Raw genomic sequence first — 23137 nt, 5'->3', positions numbered from 1 at the left:
CCGCACCATCCAGAGCCGGATGTCAGACCGGCTGTCTATGCTGCCGATCATGAGCGAATCAACTCCCCAACCGCCCCCGCCCGGAACCACTTCTGAGGCGGAGTCCCTGAGTTCGGTGCTCGAGCGCAACCGACGGACCTTTGCCTGGAAGACGTCCGGGCTCGATGAGGCCGGGCTGCAGGCGACCACCTCCGCCAGTTCGATGACGCTCGGCGGTCTCGTCAAACACGTGGCCCTGGTCGAGGCGGACTGGCTGGCCGTGAAGCTGGCCGGCCGCGAGTACGGGGCCCCCTGGGATGCCGTGGACTTCGACGCCGACCCCGACTGGGAGTGGCGGACCGGGGCGCTGGACTCCCCGGAGGACATCTACGCGGTGTGGCACGCCGCGGTCGACCGATCGCGGGAGCTCGTGGCCCAGGTCATCAAGGAGCGCGGACTCGACGGACCGGCATCGTTCACCTGGCCGGACGGTCGCACCCCCAGCGTCCGCGCCATGCTCCTGGACATGATCGAGGAGTACGCACGGCACACAGGTCACGCCGACATCCTCCGCGAGGCCGTGGACGGCCGCGTGGGCGAAAACGCACCCAAGGACTTCACGCTCTAGAAGGCGGGCTGCAGGAGTCCACCGAGGGCGTTGCAGACGGCGGCGGTACGTCGCACGTCACCGTGGAGGGGCAGTGCCAGCGTCTCGTCGGAGGCCAACTCGGCCTGGGGCAGCCGCACATCGCGCCGGTACGCCGGCACCCGGTGAAGAGGCACGGGCACAGGCACCCAGCACGCCACCCCCCGAGCCTTCAGGACACGGGCGACAGCGTCCCGGTCGGGCCGCCCGTTGCCCGGCACCCGTACGACATAGCTCTCGCAGGTGTGCCCCTCCACCAGAGAGGGCGTCCGCATCCCCCGGAGCCGCTCACCCAGGTAGACAGCCTGCTCGCGCCCCTGCCCCGCCACGACCTGCTCGACCATCAACAGCCCACGCCTGCGGCCGAGTTCACGCATGCCGGCCGCGTCCGGCGGATGCCCGAAGCGATGCGTCAGCACAACTCCAGCTGTACGCGAGGTGACCGCGGCCTCGACGCTCCCCGCATCGAGGCAGTAGCTGTCGGGATCAATGTCCGCCAACACCACCACGGCCCCAACAGCCCTGACGGCCTCTGCGGCTTCAACATCGCCGTACGCCGACACAATGACTTCATCGCCGGCGCCGACGCCGGCGGCCTTCAGCAACCTCAAGGTGCTCATGACCACGGATACTGGCGACACAACGTGAACGACGAGTAACAGGGCATAAAAAAACGCTGGTCCCAGAACCGAAGTTCTGGGACCAGCGTTGAATAATTGTTCGGCGGCGTCCTACTCTCCCACAGGGTCCCCCCTGCAGTACCATCGGCGCTGAAAGGCTTAGCTTCCGGGTTCGGAATGTAACCGGGCGTTTCCCTAACGCTATGACCACCGAAACACTATGAAATTGAACCACCGGATATGGACACGGTTGTTCGTTATTTCAGAACTAACACAGTGGACGCGAGCAACTGAGGACAAGCCCTCGGCCTATTAGTACCAGTCAGCTCCACCCGTTACCGGGCTTCCACATCTGGCCTATCAACCCAGTCGTCTACTGGGAGCCTTAACCCCTCAAAGGGGGTGGGAATACTCATCTCGAAGCAGGCTTCCCGCTTAGATGCTTTCAGCGGTTATCCTTTCCGAACGTAGCCAACCAGCCATGCCCTTGGCAGGACAACTGGCACACCAGAGGTTCGTCCGTCCCGGTCCTCTCGTACTAGGGACAGCCCTTCTCAATATTCCTACGCGCACAGAGGATAGGGACCGAACTGTCTCACGACGTTCTAAACCCAGCTCGCGTACCGCTTTAATGGGCGAACAGCCCAACCCTTGGGACCGACTCCAGCCCCAGGATGCGACGAGCCGACATCGAGGTGCCAAACCATCCCGTCGATATGGACTCTTGGGGAAGATCAGCCTGTTATCCCCGGGGTACCTTTTATCCGTTGAGCGACAGCGCTTCCACAAGCCACTGCCGGATCACTAGTCCCGACTTTCGTCCCTGCTCGACCCGTCGGTCTCACAGTCAAGCTCCCTTGTGCACTTACACTCAACACCTGATTGCCAACCAGGCTGAGGGAACCTTTGGGCGCCTCCGTTACTCTTTAGGAGGCAACCGCCCCAGTTAAACTACCCATCAGACACTGTCCCTGATCCGGATCACGGACCGAGGTTAGACATCCAGCACGACCAGAGTGGTATTTCAACGGCGACTCCACCATGACTGGCGTCACAGCTTCAAAGTCTCCCACCTATCCTACACAAGCCGAACCGAACACCAATATCAAACTGTAGTAAAGGTCCCGGGGTCTTTCCGTCCTTCTGCGCGAAACGAGCATCTTTACTCGTAGTGCAATTTCACCGGGCCTATGGTTGAGACAGTCGAGAAGTCGTTACGCCATTCGTGCAGGTCGGAACTTACCCGACAAGGAATTTCGCTACCTTAGGATGGTTATAGTTACCACCGCCGTTTACTGGCGCTTAAGTTCTCAGCTTCGCAACCCCGAAAGGTCACTAACCGGTCCCCTTAACGTTCCAGCACCGGGCAGGCGTCAGTCCGTATACATCGCCTTACGGCTTCGCACGGACCTGTGTTTTTAGTAAACAGTCGCTTCTCGCTGGTCTCTGCGGCCACCCCCAGCTCACGGAGTAAATCCGATCACCAGTGATGGCCCCCCTTCTCCCGAAGTTACGGGGGCATTTTGCCGAGTTCCTTAACCATAGTTCACCCGAACGCCTCGGTATTCTCTACCTGACCACCTGAGTCGGTTTAGGGTACGGGCCGCCATGAAACTCGCTAGAGGCTTTTCTCGACAGCATAGGATCATCCACTTCACCACAATCGGCTCGGCATCAGGTCTCAGCCTCAATGTGTGACGGATTTGCCTATCACACGGCCTACACCCTTACCCCGGGACAACCACCGCCCGGGCTGGACTACCTTCCTGCGTCACCCCATCGCTTACCTAGTACAGATCTGGGTCACCGGCTCCACCACTTCCCTCAACTCCGAAGAGATCAGGACGGCTTCACGGGCTTAGCATCGTCTGATTCAGTATTGGGCGTTTCAAAGCGGGTACCGGAATATCAACCGGTTGTCCATCGACTACGCCTGTCGGCCTCGCCTTAGGTCCCGACTTACCCTGGGCAGATCAGCTTGACCCAGGAACCCTTAGTCAATCGGCGCACACGTTTCTCACGTGTGTATCGCTACTCATGCCTGCATTCTCACTCGTGAACCGTCCACCACTGCCTTCCGGCGCGGCTTCACCCGGCACACGACGCTCCCCTACCCATCCCAGCCCCCGTTGGGGGTATGTGCTGGAATGACACGACTTCGGCGGTACGCTTGAGCCCCGCTACATTGTCGGCGCGGAATCACTTGACCAGTGAGCTATTACGCACTCTTTCAAGGGTGGCTGCTTCTAAGCCAACCTCCTGGTTGTCTCTGCGACTCCACATCCTTTCCCACTTAGCGTACGCTTAGGGGCCTTAGTCGATGCTCTGGGCTGTTTCCCTCTCGACCATGGAGCTTATCCCCCACAGTCTCACTGCCGTGCTCTCACTTACCGGCATTCGGAGTTTGGCTAAGGTCAGTAACCCGGTAGGGCCCATCGCCTATCCAGTGCTCTACCTCCGGCAAGAAACACACGACGCTGCACCTAAATGCATTTCGGGGAGAACCAGCTATCACGGAGTTTGATTGGCCTTTCACCCCTAACCACAGGTCATCCCCCAGGTTTTCAACCCTGGTGGGTTCGGTCCTCCACGACCTCTTACAGCCGCTTCAACCTGCCCATGGCTAGATCACTCCGCTTCGGGTCTAGAGCGTGCAACTCAATCGCCCTATTCGGACTCGCTTTCGCTACGGCTTCCCCACACGGGTTAACCTCGCTACACACCGCTAACTCGCAGGCTCATTCTTCAAAAGGCACGCAGTCACGAGAGTGCATGCAAGCATGCACTCCGACGCTCCCACGGCTTGTAGGCACACGGTTTCAGGTACTATTTCACTCCGCTCCCGCGGTACTTTTCACCATTCCCTCACGGTACTATCCGCTATCGGTCACCAGGGAATATTTAGGCTTAGCGGGTGGTCCCGCCAGATTCACACGGGATTTCTCGGGCCCCGTGCTACTTGGGTGTCTCTCAAACGAGCCGCATGAATTTCAGCTACGGGGGTCTTACCCTCTACGCCGGACCTTTCGCATGTCCTTCGCCTATCCATACGGTTTCTGACTCGTCTCACAGCCGGCAGACTGTGAAAGAGAGATCCCACAACCCCGCATGCGCAACCCCTGCCGGGTATCACACGCATACGGTTTGGCCTCATCCGGTTTCGCTCGCCACTACTCCCGGAATCACGGTTGTTTTCTCTTCCTGAGGGTACTGAGATGTTTCACTTCCCCTCGTTCCCTCCACATACCCTATGTGTTCAGGTATGGGTGACAGCCCATGACGACTGCCGGGTTTCCCCATTCGGAAACCCCCGGATCAAAGCCTGGTTGACGGCTCCCCGGGGACTATCGTGGCCTCCCACGTCCTTCATCGGTTCCTGGTGCCAAGGCATCCACCGTGCGCCCTTAAAAACTTGGCCACAGATGCTCGCGTCCACTGTGCAGTTCTCAAACAACGACCAACCACCCGTCACACACCACTCACGCGGTGCTGTACCGGGGCCGGCAACCGAAGACACAAGGCTTTACAGCCCGTACCTTCAGATACCCAACAGCGTGCCCGACCCGATCCCTCTTCGCTCAACGTTCCACGCCGAAGCAGTACTTGTTGTGCTGAAGAGACCGTGCCGAGTAGTCAACGTTCCACCCATGAGCAACCAGCATCAGACGTTCGCTGATGAACTGGCCCCTGACCAACCGGAGTTGGTAAGAAGTGCTCCTTAGAAAGGAGGTGATCCAGCCGCACCTTCCGGTACGGCTACCTTGTTACGACTTCGTCCCAATCGCCAGTCCCACCTTCGACAGCTCCCTCCCACAAGGGGTTGGGCCACCGGCTTCGGGTGTTACCGACTTTCGTGACGTGACGGGCGGTGTGTACAAGGCCCGGGAACGTATTCACCGCAGCAATGCTGATCTGCGATTACTAGCAACTCCGACTTCATGGGGTCGAGTTGCAGACCCCAATCCGAACTGAGACCGGCTTTTTGAGATTCGCTCCGCCTCGCGGCATCGCAGCTCATTGTACCGGCCATTGTAGCACGTGTGCAGCCCAAGACATAAGGGGCATGATGACTTGACGTCGTCCCCACCTTCCTCCGAGTTGACCCCGGCAGTCTCCTGTGAGTCCCCATCACCCCGAAGGGCATGCTGGCAACACAGAACAAGGGTTGCGCTCGTTGCGGGACTTAACCCAACATCTCACGACACGAGCTGACGACAGCCATGCACCACCTGTCACCCGACCACAAGGGGGGCCGTATCTCTACGGCTTTCCGGGCGATGTCAAGCCTTGGTAAGGTTCTTCGCGTTGCGTCGAATTAAGCCACATGCTCCGCTGCTTGTGCGGGCCCCCGTCAATTCCTTTGAGTTTTAGCCTTGCGGCCGTACTCCCCAGGCGGGGAACTTAATGCGTTAGCTGCGGCACCGACGACGTGGAATGTCGCCAACACCTAGTTCCCAACGTTTACGGCGTGGACTACCAGGGTATCTAATCCTGTTCGCTCCCCACGCTTTCGCTCCTCAGCGTCAGTAATGGCCCAGAGATCCGCCTTCGCCACCGGTGTTCCTCCTGATATCTGCGCATTTCACCGCTACACCAGGAATTCCGATCTCCCCTACCACACTCTAGCCTGCCCGTATCGACTGCAGACCCGGGGTTAAGCCCCGGGCTTTCACAACCGACGTGACAAGCCGCCTACGAGCTCTTTACGCCCAATAATTCCGGACAACGCTCGCACCCTACGTATTACCGCGGCTGCTGGCACGTAGTTAGCCGGTGCTTCTTCTGCAGGTACCGTCACTTTCGCTTCTTCCCTGCTGAAAGAGGTTTACAACCCGAAGGCCGTCATCCCTCACGCGGCGTCGCTGCATCAGGCTTTCGCCCATTGTGCAATATTCCCCACTGCTGCCTCCCGTAGGAGTCTGGGCCGTGTCTCAGTCCCAGTGTGGCCGGTCGCCCTCTCAGGCCGGCTACCCGTCGTCGCCTTGGTAGGCCATCACCCCACCAACAAGCTGATAGGCCGCGGGCTCATCCTTCACCGCCGGAGCTTTTAACCAGGTCCCATGCGGAACCCGGTGTTATCCGGTATTAGACCCCGTTTCCAGGGCTTGTCCCAGAGTGAAGGGCAGATTGCCCACGTGTTACTCACCCGTTCGCCACTAATCCACCCCGAAAGGCTTCATCGTTCGACTTGCATGTGTTAAGCACGCCGCCAGCGTTCGTCCTGAGCCAGGATCAAACTCTCCGTGAATGTTTTCCCGTAATCGGGATCACACATCGGAAGAGCGGAACGGTCATGTCGGAATAGGACCGACCGTTCACTGCGTCCTCGCTGTGTTGCCTTGCCCTCAATCAAGGGACAAGGTCTTTTTCAAAGGAACCACCAACCCACCGAAGTGGGCCGGGGTATCAACATATCTGGCGTTGACTTTTGGCACGCTGTTGAGTTCTCAAGGAACGGACGCTTCCTTTGTACTCACCCTTGCGGGCTTTCCTCCGGGCGCTTCCCTTCGGTCTTGCGTTTCCGACTCTATCAGACTGTGTTCCGTCCGATTTCCTCGGTGCCTTTCAGGTTTCCCTTTCGGGTTTCCTTTCCGGCGGATCCGACTTTATCAGAGAATCTGAGTCGGAATTTCCGCTCCGACTCGGGCGATCCAGGCACGCAAGTGCTCCGGGTTCCCGTTCAGGCGGAGACGTAAACGTACTGGAGCGGGGCGCCCCGACGCAAATCGAGGTGCCCCGCTCCGGCTGTACGTGGTACGTGCGTCAGACCTCGACGACGACCGGGAGGATCATCGGGCGGCGGCGGTAGGTGTCGGAGACCCACTTGCCAACCGAGCGGCGGACCAACTGCTGGAGCTGGTGGGGCTCCACTACGCCGTCCTGCGCCGACTTGTTGATGGCCTCTTCGATCTTCGGGACGACGGCGCTGAACGTCGCGTCGTCGATGCCCGAGCCCCTGGCCTGGATGTGCGGGCCGCCGACGATCTTGCCGGTGGAGCTGTCGACCACGATGAAGACCGAGATGATGCCTTCGTCACCGAGGATGCGGCGGTCCTTGAGGGAGGTCTCCGTGACGTCGCCGACCGAGAGGCCGTCGACGTAGACGTAACCCGCCTGGACCTTGCCCACGATCCTGGCCTTGCCGTCGACGAGGTCGACGACCACGCCGTCCTCCGCGATGACGATGTGGTCCTTCGGGACACCCGTCGCCGCACCGAGTTCGGCGTTGGCCCTGAGGTGGCGCCATTCGCCGTGGACCGGCATCAGGTTCTTCGGCCTGCAGATGTTGTAGAAGTACAGCAGCTCGCCGGCCGAGGCGTGACCCGAGACGTGGACCTTGGCGTTGCCCTTGTGGACGACGTTCGCGCCCCAGCGGGTCAGACCGTTGATGACGCGGTAGACCGCGTTCTCGTTGCCCGGGATGAGCGACGAGGCCAGGATCACCGTGTCGCCCTGGACGATGCGGATCTGGTGGTCGCGGTTGGCCATCCGGGAGAGCGCGGCCATCGGCTCGCCCTGGGATCCCGTACAGACGAGGACGACCTCGTGGTCGGGCAGGTCGTCGAGCGTCTTGACGTCGACGACCAGGCCCGCGGGGACCTTGAGGTAGCCCAGGTCACGGGCGATGCCCATGTTGCGGACCATGGAGCGGCCCACGAAGGCGACCCTGCGGCCGTACTCGTGTGCGGCGTCCAGGATCTGCTGGATGCGGTGCACGTGGCTGGCGAAGCTCGCCACGATGATCCGCTTGTTGGCGTTGGCGAAGACCGTGCGCAGGACGTTGGAGATGTCCCGCTCGGGCGGTACGAAGCCGGGGACCTCTGCGTTCGTCGAGTCCGCGAGGAGGAGGTCGATGCCCTCCTCGCTCAGGCGCGCGAAGGCGTGCAGGTCGGTGAGGCGGCCGTCCAGCGGAAGCTGGTCCATCTTGAAGTCGCCGGTGGCCACGGCCATGCCCGCGGGGGTGCGGATGGCGACCGCGAGGGCGTCCGGGATGGAGTGGTTGACCGCGATGAACTCGCAGTCGAAGACGCCGATGCGCTCGCGCTGTCCCTCGGTGACTTCGAGGGTGTACGGGCGGATGCGGTGCTCCTGGAGCTTCGCCTCGATCAGCGCGAGGGTCAGCTTGGAGCCGATCAGCGGGATGTCCGGCTTCAGACGGAGCAGATACGGGACACCGCCGATGTGGTCCTCGTGGCCGTGCGTGAGCACGATCCCCTCGATGTCGTCGAGGCGGTCCCTGATCGTCGTGAAGTCAGGAAGGATCAGGTCGATTCCGGGCTGTTCTTCCTCCGGGAAGAGCACACCGCAGTCGACGATCAGCAGGCGGCCTCCGTACTCGAAGACCGTCATGTTGCGGCCGATCTCGCCGAGCCCGCCGAGCGGGGTCACGCGAAGGCCGTTCTTGGGAAGCTTCGGCGGGGCGCCGAGTTCGGGATGCGGATGACTCAAAAGACTCTCCTCACCACGCACGCCACGTACCCCTTGGCACGTGGCGCGGCGTGACATTCGTGCACTTGCTGTTGGTTGTCTGTGTGGTCCTGCTTATTCAGTTGTGAAGTCTGTGGTTGCTAGAGGTCTACCCCACCGGCGGCCAGATCGATCTTGAGCTGGGCCGTTTCGTCGGCGGTCAGCTCGACGAGGGGGAGACGCAGCGGGCCTGCGGGCAGGCCCTGCAGCGCGAGGGCCGCCTTCGTCGTGATGACGCCCTGGGTGCGGAACATGCCGGTGAAGACCGGAAGCAGGTGCTGGTGGATCTCCGTGGCCTTCTGGAACTCGCCCGCGAGGTGGGCGTCCAGGAGGGCACGGAGGTCCGGGGTGACGACATGGCCGACGACGGAGACGAAGCCGCACGCCCCGACCGAGAGGAGGGGGAGGTTGAGCATGTCGTCGCCCGAGTACCAGGCCAGGCCCGAGCGGGCGATGGCCCAGCTGGCACGGCCGAGGTCGCCCTTGGCGTCCTTGTTGGCGACGATCCTGGGGTGCTCGGCGAGCCGGACGATCGTCTCGGTGTTGATCGGGACGCCGCTGCGGCCGGGGATGTCGTAGAGCATCACCGGGAGTTCGGTCGAATCCGCGATCGCCGTGAAGTGGCGCAGGAGGCCTTCCTGCGGCGGCTTGTTGTAGTACGGGGTGACCGCGAGGAGGCCGTGTGCGCCTGCCTGTTCGGCGGCGCGCGCGAGCTCCAGGCTGTGGCGGGTGTCATTGGTGCCGACGCCTGCGATGACGTGGGCCCGGTCTCCGACTGCTTCCCGTACGGCCCGTACGAGGTCGTTTTTCTCCGCGTCGCTGGTGGTCGGGGACTCGCCGGTGGTGCCGTTGACGACCAGGCCGTCGTTGCCGGCATCCACCAGATGGGTTGCGAGTCGCTGCGCACCGTCGAGGTCGAGCGCGCCGTCCGCCGTGAAGGGCGTGACCATCGCGGTGAGGACCCGCCCGAAGGGGGTCTGCGGAGTGGAGATCGGAGCCATGGGTAACACGCTACTCGCTGCTCACCGCGGGATGCCCCCTCGGGGGCTGGAGAGGAAGGAGCCCGGCACTGCCTGCTCGGGGGTTCAAGCAGTGCCGGGTCCGTTTGATCAGCCTAGATGAACTTCTCGAAACGGTGCAATACGGACACTTCGCGTGATCGATGCGTACATCTGTGCCCTACAGGCCTCTTAAGGCTCTTGAGCTTTACGGAGCGACGCGGCCGTTGGTGTTGAAGGCCGCGTGGGTGAGGGGCATGAGCCTCGCCCAGTGCTCCTCCATCTTCTCGCCGACCATCTCGATCTCCCGCTGGGGGAAGGACGGGGTCTTCGCCAGCTCGTGCTGGGTGCGCAGGCCGAGGAAGTGCATCATCGAGCGCGCGTTGCACGTGGCGTACATCGAGGAGAAGAGACCGACGGGAAGGACCGCGCGGGCCACCTCGCGGGCGACGCCCGCGGCCAGCATGTCCTGGTAGGCGATGTACGCCTGGAGGTAGGAGTCCTCCATCGCGCGGCCGACCAGCTCCTGCTGTGCCTGGGTGCCCTCGACGAACTCGTACTTGCCGGGGCGGCCCTGCTGGACCAGTTTGCGGGACTCCGAGGGGACGTAGAAGACCGGCTCGAGCTCCCGGTAGCGGCCCGATTCCTCGTTGTACGACCAGCCGACGCGGTGCCGCATGAACTCGCGGAAGACGAAGATCGGGGCGCTGATGAAGAAGGTCATCGAGTTGTGCTCGAAGGGGCTGCCGTGGCGGTCCCGCATCAGGTAGTTGATGAGCCCCTTGGACCGCTCCGGGTCCTTCTGCAGCTCCTCCAGGGACTGCTCGCCCGCCGTGGAGACACGGGCCGCCCAGAGCACGTCCTGGTCGCTGGCGGTGTGCTTCACCAGCTCGACGGTGACATCACTGCGGAAGCTGGGCTTGGGGACTGAAGTGGGGGTGTCGCTCACCGGCGGGGTCCTTCCAGTTACGTCGCTCGGGCGGCGCCCACTCTACGGCTCACCACTGACAACCACGGACGGACGGTCCGTCAGGAGAAAAGTTCTACCAATTCGTCGAAATCGGGCACCAAACGGTGGTGTTGAACGTCTGTAACTGTGGAACCAGATGTGGAACCAGTCACCTTCGATCTCCAAGGAGAAGCACCCCATGTTCCGCCGGCGTGAAGCCGTCCCGTTCGCATTCGTCGCCGAGGCCGACCGCTTCCGCAGTAACGTCACCCCTCCCCCACGAGAACGCCCCAGCGTGTCCCAGCTGGCAGGCCGCACGCTCGTCGGACTGACCGTCGTCGCCGGGCTCGTCGGCTCGCTGCTCTTCGGGCTTCCGGCTCTGGCCGCCGATCAGTCACCGGCCCATACCCAGCAGTCCGAGGCATCGGACGGGCGCTGAATACGGGCGCTGACTCTTCCGGACCCCCTGGGGTGGTCGAAGGATCATCCCGTCGGTAGCCTCACCGGGCACAGCCAATCGAGCGTGCTTGTGAGTGAGGATCAGTCGTGCCCCTGCCTTTCCTGACGGCCGACCGTGCGTTTGACGCAGCCGCCGAGGACGTCGCGCTGCCGTTCGACGACCACGACCAGTGGCGGCGCCCCTACCGGCCAGGACCGTGGCGGGTGGCGGCAGCAGCGATGCTGCTGCTGCTCGCCTCGTTCATCCTGCTGGCGGCGACGATCATCGCCGCCGCCGGTGAACTCCCCGGTGCGGCCGTCTGCGCGGGCTTCGGCTTCGTCGTGATCGCCTGCTCGCTGCGGCTGCTGCGCGTGGGCACCTGGGTGAGCAGGCACGGAGTGCGGCGCGTGGGCTTCTTCTCCACGACCACCGTGCCGTGGGGCAAGACCCGGGCCCTGCGCACCGTGCAGCAGCCCGTGAAGTGGCTCGGCATGCCGCGGACCGTGCAGGGGCAGGCGCTTGTGCTCGTACGGCAGGGCGGCGACACCCTGCCGCCGCTGCTCACCGATCACAGCGCGGACTTCCTGGCGCGCGCCGAGGCCTTCGAGCGTGCCACGGACACGGTCGAGGCCTGGAGCGACGAGTACGGGGCGCTCGCTACGCGTTGACGGGCGGCTTCCCCGCGTGCAGCGCTATGGCCCGCTGCATCGCCTTGCGGGCCCGCGGGGTGTCCCTGGCGTCCTGGTACGCGACCGCAAGCCGGAACCAGCAGCGCCAGTCGTCCGGGGCGTCCTCGGTCTCCTCCTTGCGCCGCTGGAAGACGGCGTCGGCGGAGTTGCGGTCGATGCGGCCGCTGGGGGTACGGACCAACTCGTCGGCGGGCAGCCCGCCTTCGGCGTCGAGCTGGGCGGCGAGGCGGTTGGCGCGCTGGACGAACTGGGTGTTCTTCCAGAGGAACCAGATGCCGATCAGCGGCAGGATCAGCACGGCCACGCCGAACGTGACCGTGAGCAGCGTGCCGTGCTCGATCAGCATGATGCCGCGGGTGCCGACCAGGACGAAGTAGAAGACCAGGACGGCGGCCGTGATGAGGTACGTGAGCTTTGCGCGCATGATCGTTCTTTTCAGGCCAGGTCGAGGAAGTTTTCCAGGCCGAAGGTGAGGCCCGGAGTGGTCACCACCCGGCGGGCGCCGAGCAGGATGCCCGGCATGAAACTGGCGTGGTGGAGCGAGTCGTGGCGGATGGTGAGCGTCTCGCCCTCGCCGCCGAGCAGGACTTCCTGGTGGGCCAGGAGTCCGCGCAGCCGGATGGAGTGGACGGGGATCCCGTCGACGTCGGCGCCGCGGGCGCCGTCCAGGGCTGTGGTCGTGGCGTCGGGCTGAGGGTCGCAGCCCGCCTTGTCGCGGGCTTCCGCGATCAGCTGAGCGGTACGGCGGGCGGTGCCCGAGGGGGCGTCCGCCTTGTTCGGGTGGTGCAGTTCGACCACTTCCACGGACTCGAAGAAGCGGGCCGCCTGCTGGGCGAACTGCATGGTGAGCATGGCGCCGATGGAGAAGTTCGGGGCGATGAGCACGCCCGTCTCCGGGGAGGCTTCGAGCCAGGAGTGCAGCTGCGCGAGGCGTTCGTCGGTCCAGCCGGTGGTGCCGACCACGCCGTGGATTCCGTTGCGTACACAGAACTCCAGGTTGCCCATCACCGCGTCGGGGTGCGTCAGGTCGACGGCGACCTGGGCTCCGGCGGCGGTGAGGGTCTCCAGGGTGTCGTCCCGGCCGAGGGCCGCGACCAGTTCCATGTCCGGAGCTTCCTCCACGGCCAGTACCGCCGCTGAGCCGATACGGCCCTTGGCGCCGAGAACGGCCACGCGCAGCTTGCTACTCATTGCTTGATGTTCCTTAAGGGGATCTAGGAGACCGCGTCGTGGAGGCGGTCGGCCTGCTTGTCCTTCAGGGGGCCTATCACCGACAGGGAGGGGCGCCGGCCCAGGACGTCGCGCGCGACGTCGCGCACCTCGTCCGGGGTGACCGCCGCGATGGACGCGAGCATGTCGTCGACCGACATCTGCTCGCCCCAGCACAGTTCGCTCTTGCCGATACGGTTCATCAGCGCGCCCGTGTCCTCCAGGCCCAGGACCGTGGAACCGGAGAGCTGGCCGATCGCGCGGCCGATCTCCTCGTCCGTGAGCCCGTTGGACGCGACCTGGTCCAGCTCGTCGCGGCAGATCTTCAGGACGTCGTGGACCTGGCTGGGGCGGCAGCCCGCGTAGACGCCGAAGAGGCCGCAGTCGGCGAAGCCCGAGGTGTACGAGTACACGCTGTAGGCGAGGCCGCGCTTCTCCCGTACCTCCTGGAAGAGGCGGGACGACATACCGCCGCCGAGTGCCGTGGAGAGCACGCCGAGTGCCCAGCGGCGCTCGTCGGTGCGGGCCAGGCCCGGCATGCCGAGGACGACGTGCGCCTGTTCCGTCTTGCGGTTCAGGAGCTCGACGCGGCCTGCCGTACGGAGCGTGCGGCTGCCGGCGCGCGGGGGCGTCGGGACCGCGTCCGTGCGGGACAGGGCGCCGGCCTTCTCGAAGGCCTTGCGGACCTGGCGTACGACCGTGGCGTGGTCGACGTTGCCCGCGGCGGCGACGACCAGGTGCGTGGGGTCGTAGTGCTTCTTGTAGAAGCGGGAGATCCGGCTCGCGTCGAGGGCGTTGACCGTGTCGACCGTGCCGAGGACCGGACGGCCGAGGGGGGTGTCGCCGAGCATGGTGTGCGCGAACAGGTCGTGCACGCAGTCGCCCGGGTCGTCCTCGGTCATCGCGATCTCTTCGAGGATGACGCCGCGCTCGGCGTCGACGTCCTCGGAGCGGATCAGGGAGCCCGTGAGCATGTCGCAGACGACGTCGATCGCCAGGGGGAGATCGGTGTCGAGCACACGGGCGTAGTAGCAGGTGTACTCCTTCGCCGTGAAGGCGTTCATCTCGCCACCGACCGCGTCGATCGCGGAGGAGATGTCGAGGGCACTGCGCTTCTGCGTGCCCTTGAAGAGGAGGTGTTCGAGGTAGTGGGTGGCGCCGCCGAGGGCCGGGGTCTCGTCGCGGGATCCGACGTTCACCCAGATCCCGAAGGTCGCCGAGCGGACGGAGGGCAGCGTCTCGGTGACGATGCGCAGGCCCCCCGGCAGGGTCGTACGACGGACCGTGCCGATGCCGTTCTCACCCTTGAGAAGTGTTTGGGTACGGGCGACGGCCCGCCCCTCCGAAGAGGTGCGGGCCGTCAACCGTGAGCTACGGGACGTCACTTGTCGGTGTCGTCCTTCGCGTCGTCACCGTTCTCTTCACCCTCGATGACGGGGATGAGGGAGAGCTTGCCGCGCGAGTCGATCTCACCGATCTCGACCTGGACCTTGGCGCCGACCGCGAGCACGTCCTCGACGTTCTCCACGCGCTTGCCACCGGCGAGCTTGCGGATCTGCGAGATGTGCAGCAGGCCGTCCTTGCCCGGCATGAGCGAGACGAACGCACCGAAGGTGGTGGTCTTGACGACCGTACCCAGGTAGCGCTCGCCGACCTCCGGCATGGTCGGGTTGGCGATGCCGTTGATCGTGGCGCGGGCGGCCTCGGCGGCCGGACCGTCGGCGGCACCGATGTAGATGGTGCCGTCGTCCTCGATCGTGATGTCGGCGCCGGTGTCCTCCTGGATCTGGTTGATCATCTTGCCCTTGGGGCCGATGACCTCACCGATCTTGTCCACCGGGATCTTGACCGTGATGATGCGCGGCGCGTTCGGGGACATCTCGTCCGGAACGTCGATCGCCTCGTTCATCACGTCGAGGATGTGGAGGCGGGCGTCGCGGGCCTGCTTCAGCGCGGCGGCCAGGACCGAGGCGGGGATGCCGTCGAGCTTGGTGTCGAGCTGGAGCGCGGTCACGAACTGCTTCGTACCGGCGACCTTGAAGTCCATGTCACCGAACGCGTCCTCGGCACCGAGGATGTCGGTCAGGGCGACGTAGTGCGTCTTGCCGTCGATCTCCTGGGAGATGAGGCCCATGGCGATACCGGCGACGGCGGCCTTGAGGGGCACACCGGCGTTCAGCAGCGACATGGTGGAGGCGCAGACCGAGCCCATGGACGTCGAGCCGTTGGAGCCGAGAGCCTCGGACACCTGGCGGATCGCGTAGGGGAACTCCTCGCGGGTCGGGAGGACCGGCACGATGGCGCGCTCTGCGAGGGCACCGTGACCGATCTCGCGGCGCTTCGGGGAGCCGACGCGGCCCGTCTCGCCGACCGAGTACGGCGGGAAGTTGTAGTTGTGCATGTAGCGCTTGCGGGTCACCGGGGAGAGGGTGTCCAGCTGCTGCTCCATGCGGAGCATGTTGAGGGTGGTGACGCCCAGGATCTGGGTCTCGCCACGCTCGAACAGCGCCGAGCCGTGCACGCGCGGGATGGCCTCGACCTCGGCGGCGAGCGTACGGATGTCCGTGACGCCGCGGCCGTCGATGCGGACCTTGTCCTTGATGACGCGCTCGCGGACCAGCTTCTTGGTCAGCGAACGGTACGCGGCGGAGATCTCCTTCTCGCGGCCCTCGAACTTCGGGAGCAGCTTCTCGGCGGCGATCTCCTTGACGCGGTCCAGCTCGGCCTCGCGGTCCTGCTTGCCGGCGATGGTCAGCGCCTGGGCGAGCTCGGAGGTGACGGCCGACTCGAGGGCGGCGAAGACGTCGTCCTGGTAGTCGAGGAAGACCGGGAACTCGCCGACGGGCTTGGCAGCCTTCGAGGCGAGGTCCGACTGGGCCTTGCAGAGCGCCTTGATGAAGGGCTTCGCGGCTTCCAGACCGGCGGCGACGATCTCCTCGGTGGGAGCCTCGGCGCCGTCCTTGACGAGCTGGATGGTCTTCTCGGTGGCCTCGGCCTCGACCATCATGATCGCGACGTCGCCGTCGTCCAGGACGCGGCCCGCGACGACCATGTCGAAGACGGCGTCCTCGAGCTCGGTGTGCGTCGGGAAGGCGACCCACTGGCCCTTGATCAGGGCGACGCGGGTGGCGCCGATCGGGCCGGAGAAGGGCAGGCCCGCCAGCATCGTGGAGCAGGAGGCGGCGTTGATCGCGACCACGTCGTACAGGTGGTCGGGGTTGAGCGCCATGATCGTCTCGACGATCTGGATCTCGTTGCGCAGGCCCTTCTTGAAGGAGGGGCGCAGCGGCCGGTCGATCAGACGGCAGGTGAGGATCGCGTCCTCGGAGGGGCGGCCCTCGCGGCGGAAGAAGGATCCGGGGATCTTTCCGGCCGCGTACTGGCGCTCCTCGACGTCCACCGTGAGGGGGAAGAAGTCCAGGTTGTCCTTGGGCTTCTTGGAAGCCGTGGTGGCCGACAGCACCATGGTGTCGTCGTCCAGGTACGCAACGGCGGAGCCTGCGGCCTGCTTGGCGAGGCGGCCCGTCTCGAAGCGGATGGTGCGGGTGCCGAAGGTTCCGTTGTCGATAACGGCCTCGGCGTAGTGGGTCTCGTTCTCCACTAGCGTTTTCTCCATACTCGTCGTCTTCGTCCCCCTGCCCGTGTGGCGGGAGACGGTGGCGGAGAAGCGCCCCTGTGGTGCTGGCCGGTCTTCGATCGAAGCACCCGGGTCGTATTTTCCGGGGGCCACTACCGAGGACCGGCGGCTGCGAGGGCGCGCTTCTCCTCTTCGCTGCGTCCAGATTACTAACGTTGGCCGCAGTCGTGCACGTACAGCAAAGGGAGCGGCCCCCTAAGTGTGGGAACCGCTCCCTTCACGCGTCTTACTTGGCGCCGCCGGCCGCACCGCGGCGGATGCCGAGGCGGTCGACCAGCGCACGGAAGCGCTGGATGTCCTTCTTCGCCAGGTACTGGAGAAGGCGGCGACGCTGACCGACCAGGATCAGGAGACCCCGGCGGGAGTGGTGGTCGTGCTTGTGGGTCTTGAGGTGCTCCGTCAGGTCGGAAATCCGACGGGAGAGCATGGCGACCTGAACCTCGGGGGAACCGGTGTCGCCCTCCTTCTGACCGAACTCGGCAAAGATCTGCTTCTTCGTAGCGGCGTCGAGCGGCACGCGTACTCCTCTTTGGGGATCCATGCGCCCACGAGTGCCCCTGGTCTAGATCTCAGGGGAGCTTCCATGACTCGGAGGCGAAGACCGATGGGCGCAGCCTCCAGAGGATGAATCCGGAGGCGCGTACACAAACGGCCGTTACACAGCGTACCAGGGGCGGGAACCCCGGATGACCGGGGTTCCCGACGGTCCCCGGGGTCAGATTCCGCCGCGGACCTTGCTGTACATGTCCAGTACGGCCAGGCAGAGCGGGATCAGGGAGAGCAGGACGATCGAGTCCGCGATGTCGAGCATGCGGCCCCAGAACGGGGAGAGGCCCTTGTTCGGGACGATCAGGCCGATGGCGATCAGGAGCAGCGAGCCCGCGGCCACGGTCGCGCCGAGCCAGAGGGTGCGCACGTCCACGGGGGCGTGGTTGCCCATCAGCAGCTCCTTGATGATGTCCGACGGCGGCGAGATCGCCAGGCCGAGGACGAGGAGGCTGAGAGTGGCGACGCCGGCCACCATCAGGCAGGTGACCTGCGCGGTGTAGCGGAAGAGGCGGGCGCGGAGCATCGCGGCGACGCCGACGGCCAGGGCGAGGAACTGGGCCCAGCTGTTGGAGCTGAAGCCGAGGACGGCGCCGCCGGAGCCGACGATCACCATGGCGCAGCCGCCGACGAGGCCGAGGAGGAGCTCGTGGCCGCGGCTGGTCTGGGCGACGATCCGGTTGATGTCGACCGCTTCGAGGTTGCCCTCGGTGAGGCCGTCGCGGCGGGCGCGGGCCAGGTCCTCCGGCGAGCGGAAGCCGATGGGGAGCTTGGCGAAGCGGGCGGACCAGCCGGGGAGGAAGCCGATCACGGCGAGGGCGACGACGGCCGTGCCCGCGGCGATCTCACGGGGCGCCGCCTCGGTCAGTACGGCCGTGAAGGCGGCCAGTGTGCCGATCACGGAGGCCAGGGCCGCCGCGACGAAGGGGGCGTCGCCCTGCGGGAGCAGCATGATCAGGACGACGGAGACGAGCAGTACGCAGACGCAGCCGACCAGGAACTGCAGGCGTCCGGGGCCGTCCGTGGCGTCCTGGGGCAGGATGCCGGAGCCCGCGATGAGTGCCTGCGGGAGGGCTGCGATACCGAGGGCGACGGCGGCCGCCCGGTCGTCGTAGACCCGTGCCCGTACGCCGGCGAGCGCGGCCAGCGCGACCGCGAAGACGCCGGCCAGGATGCCCTGGAAGCCGTGCATGTCGTGGCGGACGGGGTCGGCGAACCAGAGGACGAAGCCGAGCATCGTCAGGAGCAGGACGCCGGATACCAGGCCCGCCACCCGCATGAGGTTGTCGTTCCAGCCGCGGTTGTCCTGCTTGACGGCCGAGGCGATCGCGTCGACGACGTCGTCGTGGACGGCCGGCGGCAGGGAGTCCGCGAAGGGGCGGAGGAGAAGGACCTCGCCGTCGCGGACCCGGTGCTCGACCAGCGAGCGGCTGGCGTCGAGGACGCCTCCGTCGCGGCGCACCAGGTGGTATCCGGCGAGCGAACCGTCGCTCTGGGCCATGCCCGAGAGGCGGATGATCTCCGGATAGATGTCCTGGATCGGCAGGTCTTCCGGCAGCGCCACATCGATCCGGCTGTCCGGCGCTGCGACGGTGACCCGGCAGAAGCCGGTCGATGTGCCCGTGCTCACCTGGTACATCCCCCATGTCTTTAATGAACTGCTGCGTACGGACTGGTTCGTATGGATTCATACGCGTATCGCGATGTTGCTCACGCGCCTCTTATGCGGCGCGGTGCGCCACCCTATCGTTCGCCTCAGGGATTGCATCCCCCGCCTCCCTTCTCAACTGCCCTCCTGCTTCCCCTTCTTCTCCGGAGTATCAGTAGGATCGGCGGACGCTGACGGGATGCCGTCGCCGCAACGGGGGCGTCGGTGCAGAGACGTAACAATCGCGAAGGATGAGTGCATCGGTGAGCGTCGTCATCATCAAACGACAGCCGCGGGTCCAGCCGCCGGCCGTCCCGGACGGCGAGATCAGACTCGAATCGCCGCCCGAGATTCCGCGGGAGGGTGACGACAGCATCTGGATGAACCTGCTGCCGCTGCTCGGTATGTTCGGTTCTGTCGCCTTCTTCTTCATGCCGGGCGCACCGCCCTACATGAAGGTCGTCGGGTCTGTCATGGCGGCCTCGACGGTCGCCATGGCCGTGGCCCAGCTGGTCAAGTCGAGGGCCGGTGGCGGCGCGACGATGGGCCAGGACCGGCGTGACTACTTCCGCTACCTGGAGCAGGTCCGCAAGGACGTGCACAAGACCGCTGACCTGCAGTACCGCGCGCAGGTCTACCAGCACCCGGACCCGGACCAGCTGTGGGCGCTGGCCGCCGACGGCAGGCGGTTGTGGGAGCGGCGTCCGACGGACGCCGACTTCGCTTCCGTACGCATGGGAATCGGCAGCCAGCAGCTGTCCACCCCGCTGGTCGCGCCCGAGACGGCGCCCAAGGAGGAGCTGGAGCCGCTGACGGCTGCGGCGATGAAGGCCTTCCTCGACGCACACGGGCGGGTTTCCGATCTGCCCGTTTCTGTGTCGCTTCGCGCCTTTTATCATGTGGCGATCTGCGGCGATTCGGACACGGTCTACGGCAACGCCCGTTCCGTGATCGGGCAGTTGGCCACCATGCACTCCCCCGAGGACCTGGTGGTCGCGGTGGTCGCGCACCCGGCCGCCTCGTCGGACTGGGACTGGATCAAGTGGCTGCCGCACAGCCAGCACCCGAAGGCGAAGGACGGCGCGGGCTCGTCCCGGCTGCTCTTCGACGACCTCGGTGAGCTGGAGGACGCGCTCGCCGACCAGCTGGCCGACCGGCCGCGCTGGAACCGCGAGGCGACGCCGGTCTACGACCAGCCGCATCTGCTGGTGATCCTCGACGGCGGCACGGTCCCGCCCGACTCCGAACTGGCCAGCTCCGAGGGGCTGCAGGGCGTCACCTTCCTGGAGGTCGCGCCCGGCGAGCTGGAGGACGAGCTGCGGGGCAACCTGACCGCGTATCTGCAGCCGAACGCGCTGCAGCTGTACGTGGGGCGCCAGTCGGCTTACAGCGGGAAGCCGGACCTGCTGAGCCTGGAGCAGGCCGAGTCGCTGGCCCGCCAGCTCGCGCCGTACCGCGTGGGAAGCGCCGAGGAGGGCGAACCGCTGCTCTCCAACCTGGACTTCACCGACCTCATGGGGATCGGTGACGCAGGTTCTGTGGATGTTTCGCGTACGTGGCGGCCGCGCACCCAGCACGAGCGGCTGCGCGTGCCGATCGGTGTCGGCGAGAGCGGCGAGCCGGTCATGCTGGACCTCAAGGAGGCCTCGCAGGAGGGCATGGGCCCGCACGGGCTGTGTGTCGGGGCGACCGGTTCCGGCAAGTCCGAGGTGCTGCGAACTCTGGTGCTCGGCCTGGCCGTTACTCACTCGTCCGAGACGCTGAACTTCATCCTCGCGGACTTCAAGGGTGGTGCGACCTTCGCCGGTATGGCGGACATGCCGCACACCGCTGCCGTCATCACGAACCTCGCCGACGACCTCACGCTGATCGACCGTATGCGCGACTCGATCACGGGTGAGACGCAGCGCCGGCAGGAGCTGCTGCGGTCCGCGGGCAACTACGCCAACATCCACGACTACGAGAAGGCGCGTGCCGCCGGTGCTCCGCTGGAGCCGCTGCCCTCGCTGGTCATGGTGCTCGACGAGTTCTCCGAGCTGCTGACCGCCAAGCCGGACTTCATCGACATGTTCATCCAGATCGGGCGCATCGGGCGTTCGCTGGGTGTGCATCTGCTGCTCGCCTCGCAGCGTCTGGAGGAGGGCAAGCTGCGCGGGCTCGACACGTACCTCTCGTACCGCATCGGTCTGCGTACCTTCTCCGCCGCAGAGTCGCGGACCGCGATCGGTGTGCCGGACGCCTATCACCTGCCGTCGATCCCGGGTTCCGGGTATCTGCGGTACGACACCGACACCATGGTCCGCTTCAAGGCGGCGTACGTGTCGGGGGCGTACCACGGCGAGGGTCCCGCGAGGGCGCAGCGCTCGACGCGGCTGCGGCCCGCGCTCTTCACCGCCGAGCACGTGGAGCTGCCTCCGCAGCCGGTGATCGAGGAGCCGGAGGCTCCGGCGCGGATCGACGACGCGCTGGCCGAGACCGTGCTCGACGTACTCGTCGGGAAGATGGCCAACCAGGGCCCTCCGGCCCACCAGGTGTGGCTCCCTCCGCTGGACGAGGCGCCGTCGCTGGAGCAGTTGCTGCCGGCGCTCGCGGTGACTCCGGAGCGGGGTCTGACCGCGCCCGAGTACACGGCGCTGGGGCGGCTCAATGTGCCCGTCGGTCTGGTCGACAAGCCCTTCGAGCAGCGGCGTGACGTGCTCTACCGGGACTTCTCGGCCGGTCAGGGCCACGGTCTGTTCGTGGGTGGTCCGCAGTCCGGCAAGTCGACGCTGCTGAGGACGCTCATTTCGTCGTTCGCGCTGACGCACACACCGAGCGAAGTGCAGTTCTACTGCCTGGACTTCGGTGGTGGATCGCTGATTTCCATGGAGGACATCGCCCATGTGGGTGGCGTCGCCAACCGACTGGACGGCGAGAAGGTCCGCCGTACGGTCAGCGAGGTCACGGGGATCCTGAACGCGCGGGAGGAGTACTTCCGCGCCAACAACGTCGACTCGATCACGACCTACCGTCAGCGGCGGGCCTCGGGGCAGCTGCCCGACCAGCCGTGGGGTGACGTCTTCCTCGTCATCGACGGCTGGGGCACCTTCAAGACGGACTACGAGCAGCTCGAGCCGTCGATCACCGACATCGCGATGCGCGGTCTGGGCTTCGGTGTCCACGTGATCATCACCGCGAGCCGGTACACCGAGGTGCGTCCCGCGCTCAAGGACATGCTGCAGAACCGTGTGGAGCTGCGGCTCGGTGACCCGACGGAGTCCGAGGTCGACCGCAAGGTCGCGCAGAACGTTCCTGCCGGTGCGTCGGGCCGTGGTCTGAGCCCCGACAAGCTGCACTTCATGACGGCGCTGCCGCGCATCGACGGCTCCTCGCAGACGGAGGATCTGTCGGACGCGACGGGCGCGCTGATCAGGGCGGTCAACGAGAGCTGGCAGGGGGCTCCGGCTCCGGTCGTACGGCTGCTGCCGACGCTCCTCGAGGCGGACCGGCTGCCCAAGGGGTTCGAACACCCGGAGCTGGGTGTCGCGTTCGGTATCGACGAGCAGGCGCTCGCGCCGGTCTTCATCGACTTCGAGGCGGACCCGCACTTCATCGTCTTCGGCGAGAGCGAGTCGGGGAAGTCGGCGGTCCTGCGGCTGCTGGTCAAGCAGATCACCGAGCGGTACTCGCCCGACCAGGCGAAGATCGTCATGGGTGACTACCGGCGTGCGCACCTGGAGGGCATCCCGGAGTCGCACCTGTCGCGGTACTGCGCCTCGGCGCCCGCCCTGGCGGAGACCATCCAGGGTCTCGCCGGATCGCTGCAGCGGCGTATGCCGGGTCCGGACGTCACTCCGGAGCAGCTGCGGAACCGCAGTTGGTACAACAGCCCGGACGCGTTCGTGATCGTCGACGACTACGACCTGGTGGCGAGCGGTCAGAACCCGCTGTCCCCGCTGCTCGAGTACCTGCCGTTCGCGCGGGACGTGGGCCTGCGTCTGATCATCGCGCGTGCTTCGGGCGGTGCGAGCCGTTCGCTGTACGAGCCGATCATGCAGCGCATGCGTGAGCTGGGCGCCCAGGGCATCGTGCTCTCCGGCGACAAGGCGGAGGGCCAACTGCTCGGCAATGTGGCGCCGCAGCAACTGCCGCCGGGCCGCGGTACGTTCCACACGCGGCGACGGGGCGGGCAGATGGTCCAGACGGGCTGGCTGCCGGCGCGGCACTGACCGCTTCTTTGCGCGGTGCTTGACTCCGCTTGATTGACACGGTCTCGTCACAAAGGTCTGGTGTCCGTCCCCGATTCGGGGCCGGGCACCGGACCTTTCGTC

14 protein-coding genes and 3 rRNA genes are annotated in these 23137 nt (G+C 65.6%); 4 read left to right on the top strand and 13 right to left on the bottom strand.

Annotation, left to right across the window (positions count from 1 at the left end; all coding sequences use genetic code 11):
• Window positions 1-49 precede the first annotated feature (49 nt).
• Window positions 50-607 carry a DinB family protein gene (locus OG707_RS30175; RefSeq protein ID WP_329123830.1) on the top strand — a complete coding sequence of 186 codons (558 nt, stop codon included), beginning with the start codon at window positions 50-52 and terminating at the stop codon, window positions 605-607.
• On the opposite strand, the gene OG707_RS30170 is transcribed toward OG707_RS30175, so the two are convergent.
• The 7 genes from OG707_RS30170 to thyX all read right to left on the bottom strand — a co-directional run bounded on the left by OG707_RS30170 (window position 604) and on the right by thyX (window position 10659).
• The gene (locus tag OG707_RS30170) at window positions 604-1245 is read right to left on the bottom strand and encodes a DegT/DnrJ/EryC1/StrS family aminotransferase (protein ID WP_443071420.1); all 642 of its coding nucleotides are present in this window, start codon (window positions 1243-1245) and stop codon (window positions 604-606) included. The two genes, OG707_RS30175 and OG707_RS30170, sit on opposite strands and share 4 nt — an antisense overlap.
• A 98-nt stretch (window positions 1246-1343) precedes the next feature.
• Window positions 1344-1460, bottom strand: a 5S ribosomal RNA gene (rrf, locus tag OG707_RS30165).
• Window positions 1461-1537: 77 nt separating this feature from the next.
• Window positions 1538-4663: ribosomal RNA gene (locus tag OG707_RS30160) — 23S ribosomal RNA — on the bottom strand.
• A gap of 304 nt (window positions 4664-4967) precedes the next feature.
• Window positions 4968-6493: ribosomal RNA gene (locus OG707_RS30155) — 16S ribosomal RNA — on the bottom strand.
• Together the 16S, 23S and 5S rRNA genes form the textbook arrangement of a ribosomal RNA operon.
• Before the next feature lie 515 nt (window positions 6494-7008).
• A complete protein-coding gene (locus OG707_RS30150) occupies window positions 7009-8694 on the bottom strand; it encodes a ribonuclease J (protein ID WP_329123828.1) in 1686 nt (561 codons plus the stop codon).
• Between the two features lie 119 nt (window positions 8695-8813).
• The gene (gene dapA / locus OG707_RS30145; protein WP_329123826.1) at window positions 8814-9713 is read right to left on the bottom strand and encodes a 4-hydroxy-tetrahydrodipicolinate synthase; all 900 of its coding nucleotides are present in this window, start codon (window positions 9711-9713) and stop codon (window positions 8814-8816) included.
• A 205-nt stretch (window positions 9714-9918) separates the two neighbouring features.
• The gene (thyX, locus tag OG707_RS30140) at window positions 9919-10659 is read right to left on the bottom strand and encodes an FAD-dependent thymidylate synthase (RefSeq protein WP_329123824.1); all 741 of its coding nucleotides are present in this window, start codon (window positions 10657-10659) and stop codon (window positions 9919-9921) included.
• Between the two features lie 199 nt (window positions 10660-10858).
• Here thyX and OG707_RS30135 point away from each other — a divergent pair, with 199 nt between their 5' ends.
• Window positions 10859-11098, top strand: coding sequence for a hypothetical protein (locus OG707_RS30135; protein ID WP_329123823.1), 240 nt, complete (start codon window positions 10859-10861; stop codon window positions 11096-11098).
• A 107-nt stretch (window positions 11099-11205) separates the two neighbouring features.
• Window positions 11206-11766: a hypothetical protein gene (locus OG707_RS30130; protein WP_329123821.1), complete on the top strand. Its 561-nt coding sequence runs from the start codon at window positions 11206-11208 to the stop codon at window positions 11764-11766.
• On the opposite strand, the gene OG707_RS30125 is transcribed toward OG707_RS30130, so the two are convergent.
• The 6 genes from OG707_RS30125 to eccD all read right to left on the bottom strand — a co-directional run bounded on the left by OG707_RS30125 (window position 11756) and on the right by eccD (window position 18809).
• The gene (locus tag OG707_RS30125; protein WP_329123819.1) at window positions 11756-12211 is read right to left on the bottom strand and encodes a hypothetical protein; all 456 of its coding nucleotides are present in this window, start codon (window positions 12209-12211) and stop codon (window positions 11756-11758) included. The two genes, OG707_RS30130 and OG707_RS30125, sit on opposite strands and share 11 nt — an antisense overlap.
• 11 nt (window positions 12212-12222) lie before the next feature.
• Window positions 12223-12978 (bottom strand): 4-hydroxy-tetrahydrodipicolinate reductase, encoded by a 756-nt coding sequence (gene dapB, locus OG707_RS30120; protein ID WP_329123817.1) that lies wholly within the window; start codon window positions 12976-12978, stop codon window positions 12223-12225.
• Between the two features lie 23 nt (window positions 12979-13001).
• A complete protein-coding gene (locus OG707_RS30115) occupies window positions 13002-14381 on the bottom strand; it encodes a M16 family metallopeptidase (protein WP_329123815.1) in 1380 nt (459 codons plus the stop codon).
• On the bottom strand, window positions 14378-16597 hold the full coding sequence (locus tag OG707_RS30110) for a polyribonucleotide nucleotidyltransferase (RefSeq protein ID WP_329128053.1): 2220 nt from the start codon (window positions 16595-16597) through the stop codon (window positions 14378-14380). Before OG707_RS30110 ends, OG707_RS30115 begins: the two co-directional genes overlap by 4 nt.
• 262 nt (window positions 16598-16859) lie before the next feature.
• Complete coding sequence (gene rpsO, locus OG707_RS30105; RefSeq protein WP_329123813.1) at window positions 16860-17150, bottom strand: 30S ribosomal protein S15; 291 nt, start codon at window positions 17148-17150, stop codon at window positions 16860-16862.
• A gap of 198 nt (window positions 17151-17348) precedes the next feature.
• Complete coding sequence (gene eccD / locus OG707_RS30100; protein WP_329123811.1) at window positions 17349-18809, bottom strand: type VII secretion integral membrane protein EccD; 1461 nt, start codon at window positions 18807-18809, stop codon at window positions 17349-17351.
• Between the two features lie 281 nt (window positions 18810-19090).
• On the opposite strand from eccD, the gene eccCa reads away from it, so the two are divergent.
• Window positions 19091-23035, top strand: coding sequence for a type VII secretion protein EccCa (eccCa, locus tag OG707_RS30095; RefSeq protein ID WP_329128051.1), 3945 nt, complete (start codon window positions 19091-19093; stop codon window positions 23033-23035).
• Window positions 23036-23137: the final 102 nt, after the last annotated feature.

Origin of the sequence: Streptomyces sp. NBC_01465 (assembly GCF_036227325.1) — a bacterium.
In the GTDB taxonomy this organism is placed as follows: domain Bacteria; phylum Actinomycetota; class Actinomycetes; order Streptomycetales; family Streptomycetaceae; genus Streptomyces.
The sequence above is the reverse complement of the archived record's forward strand: the minus strand, read 5'-3'. Positions and strand labels throughout refer to the sequence as shown.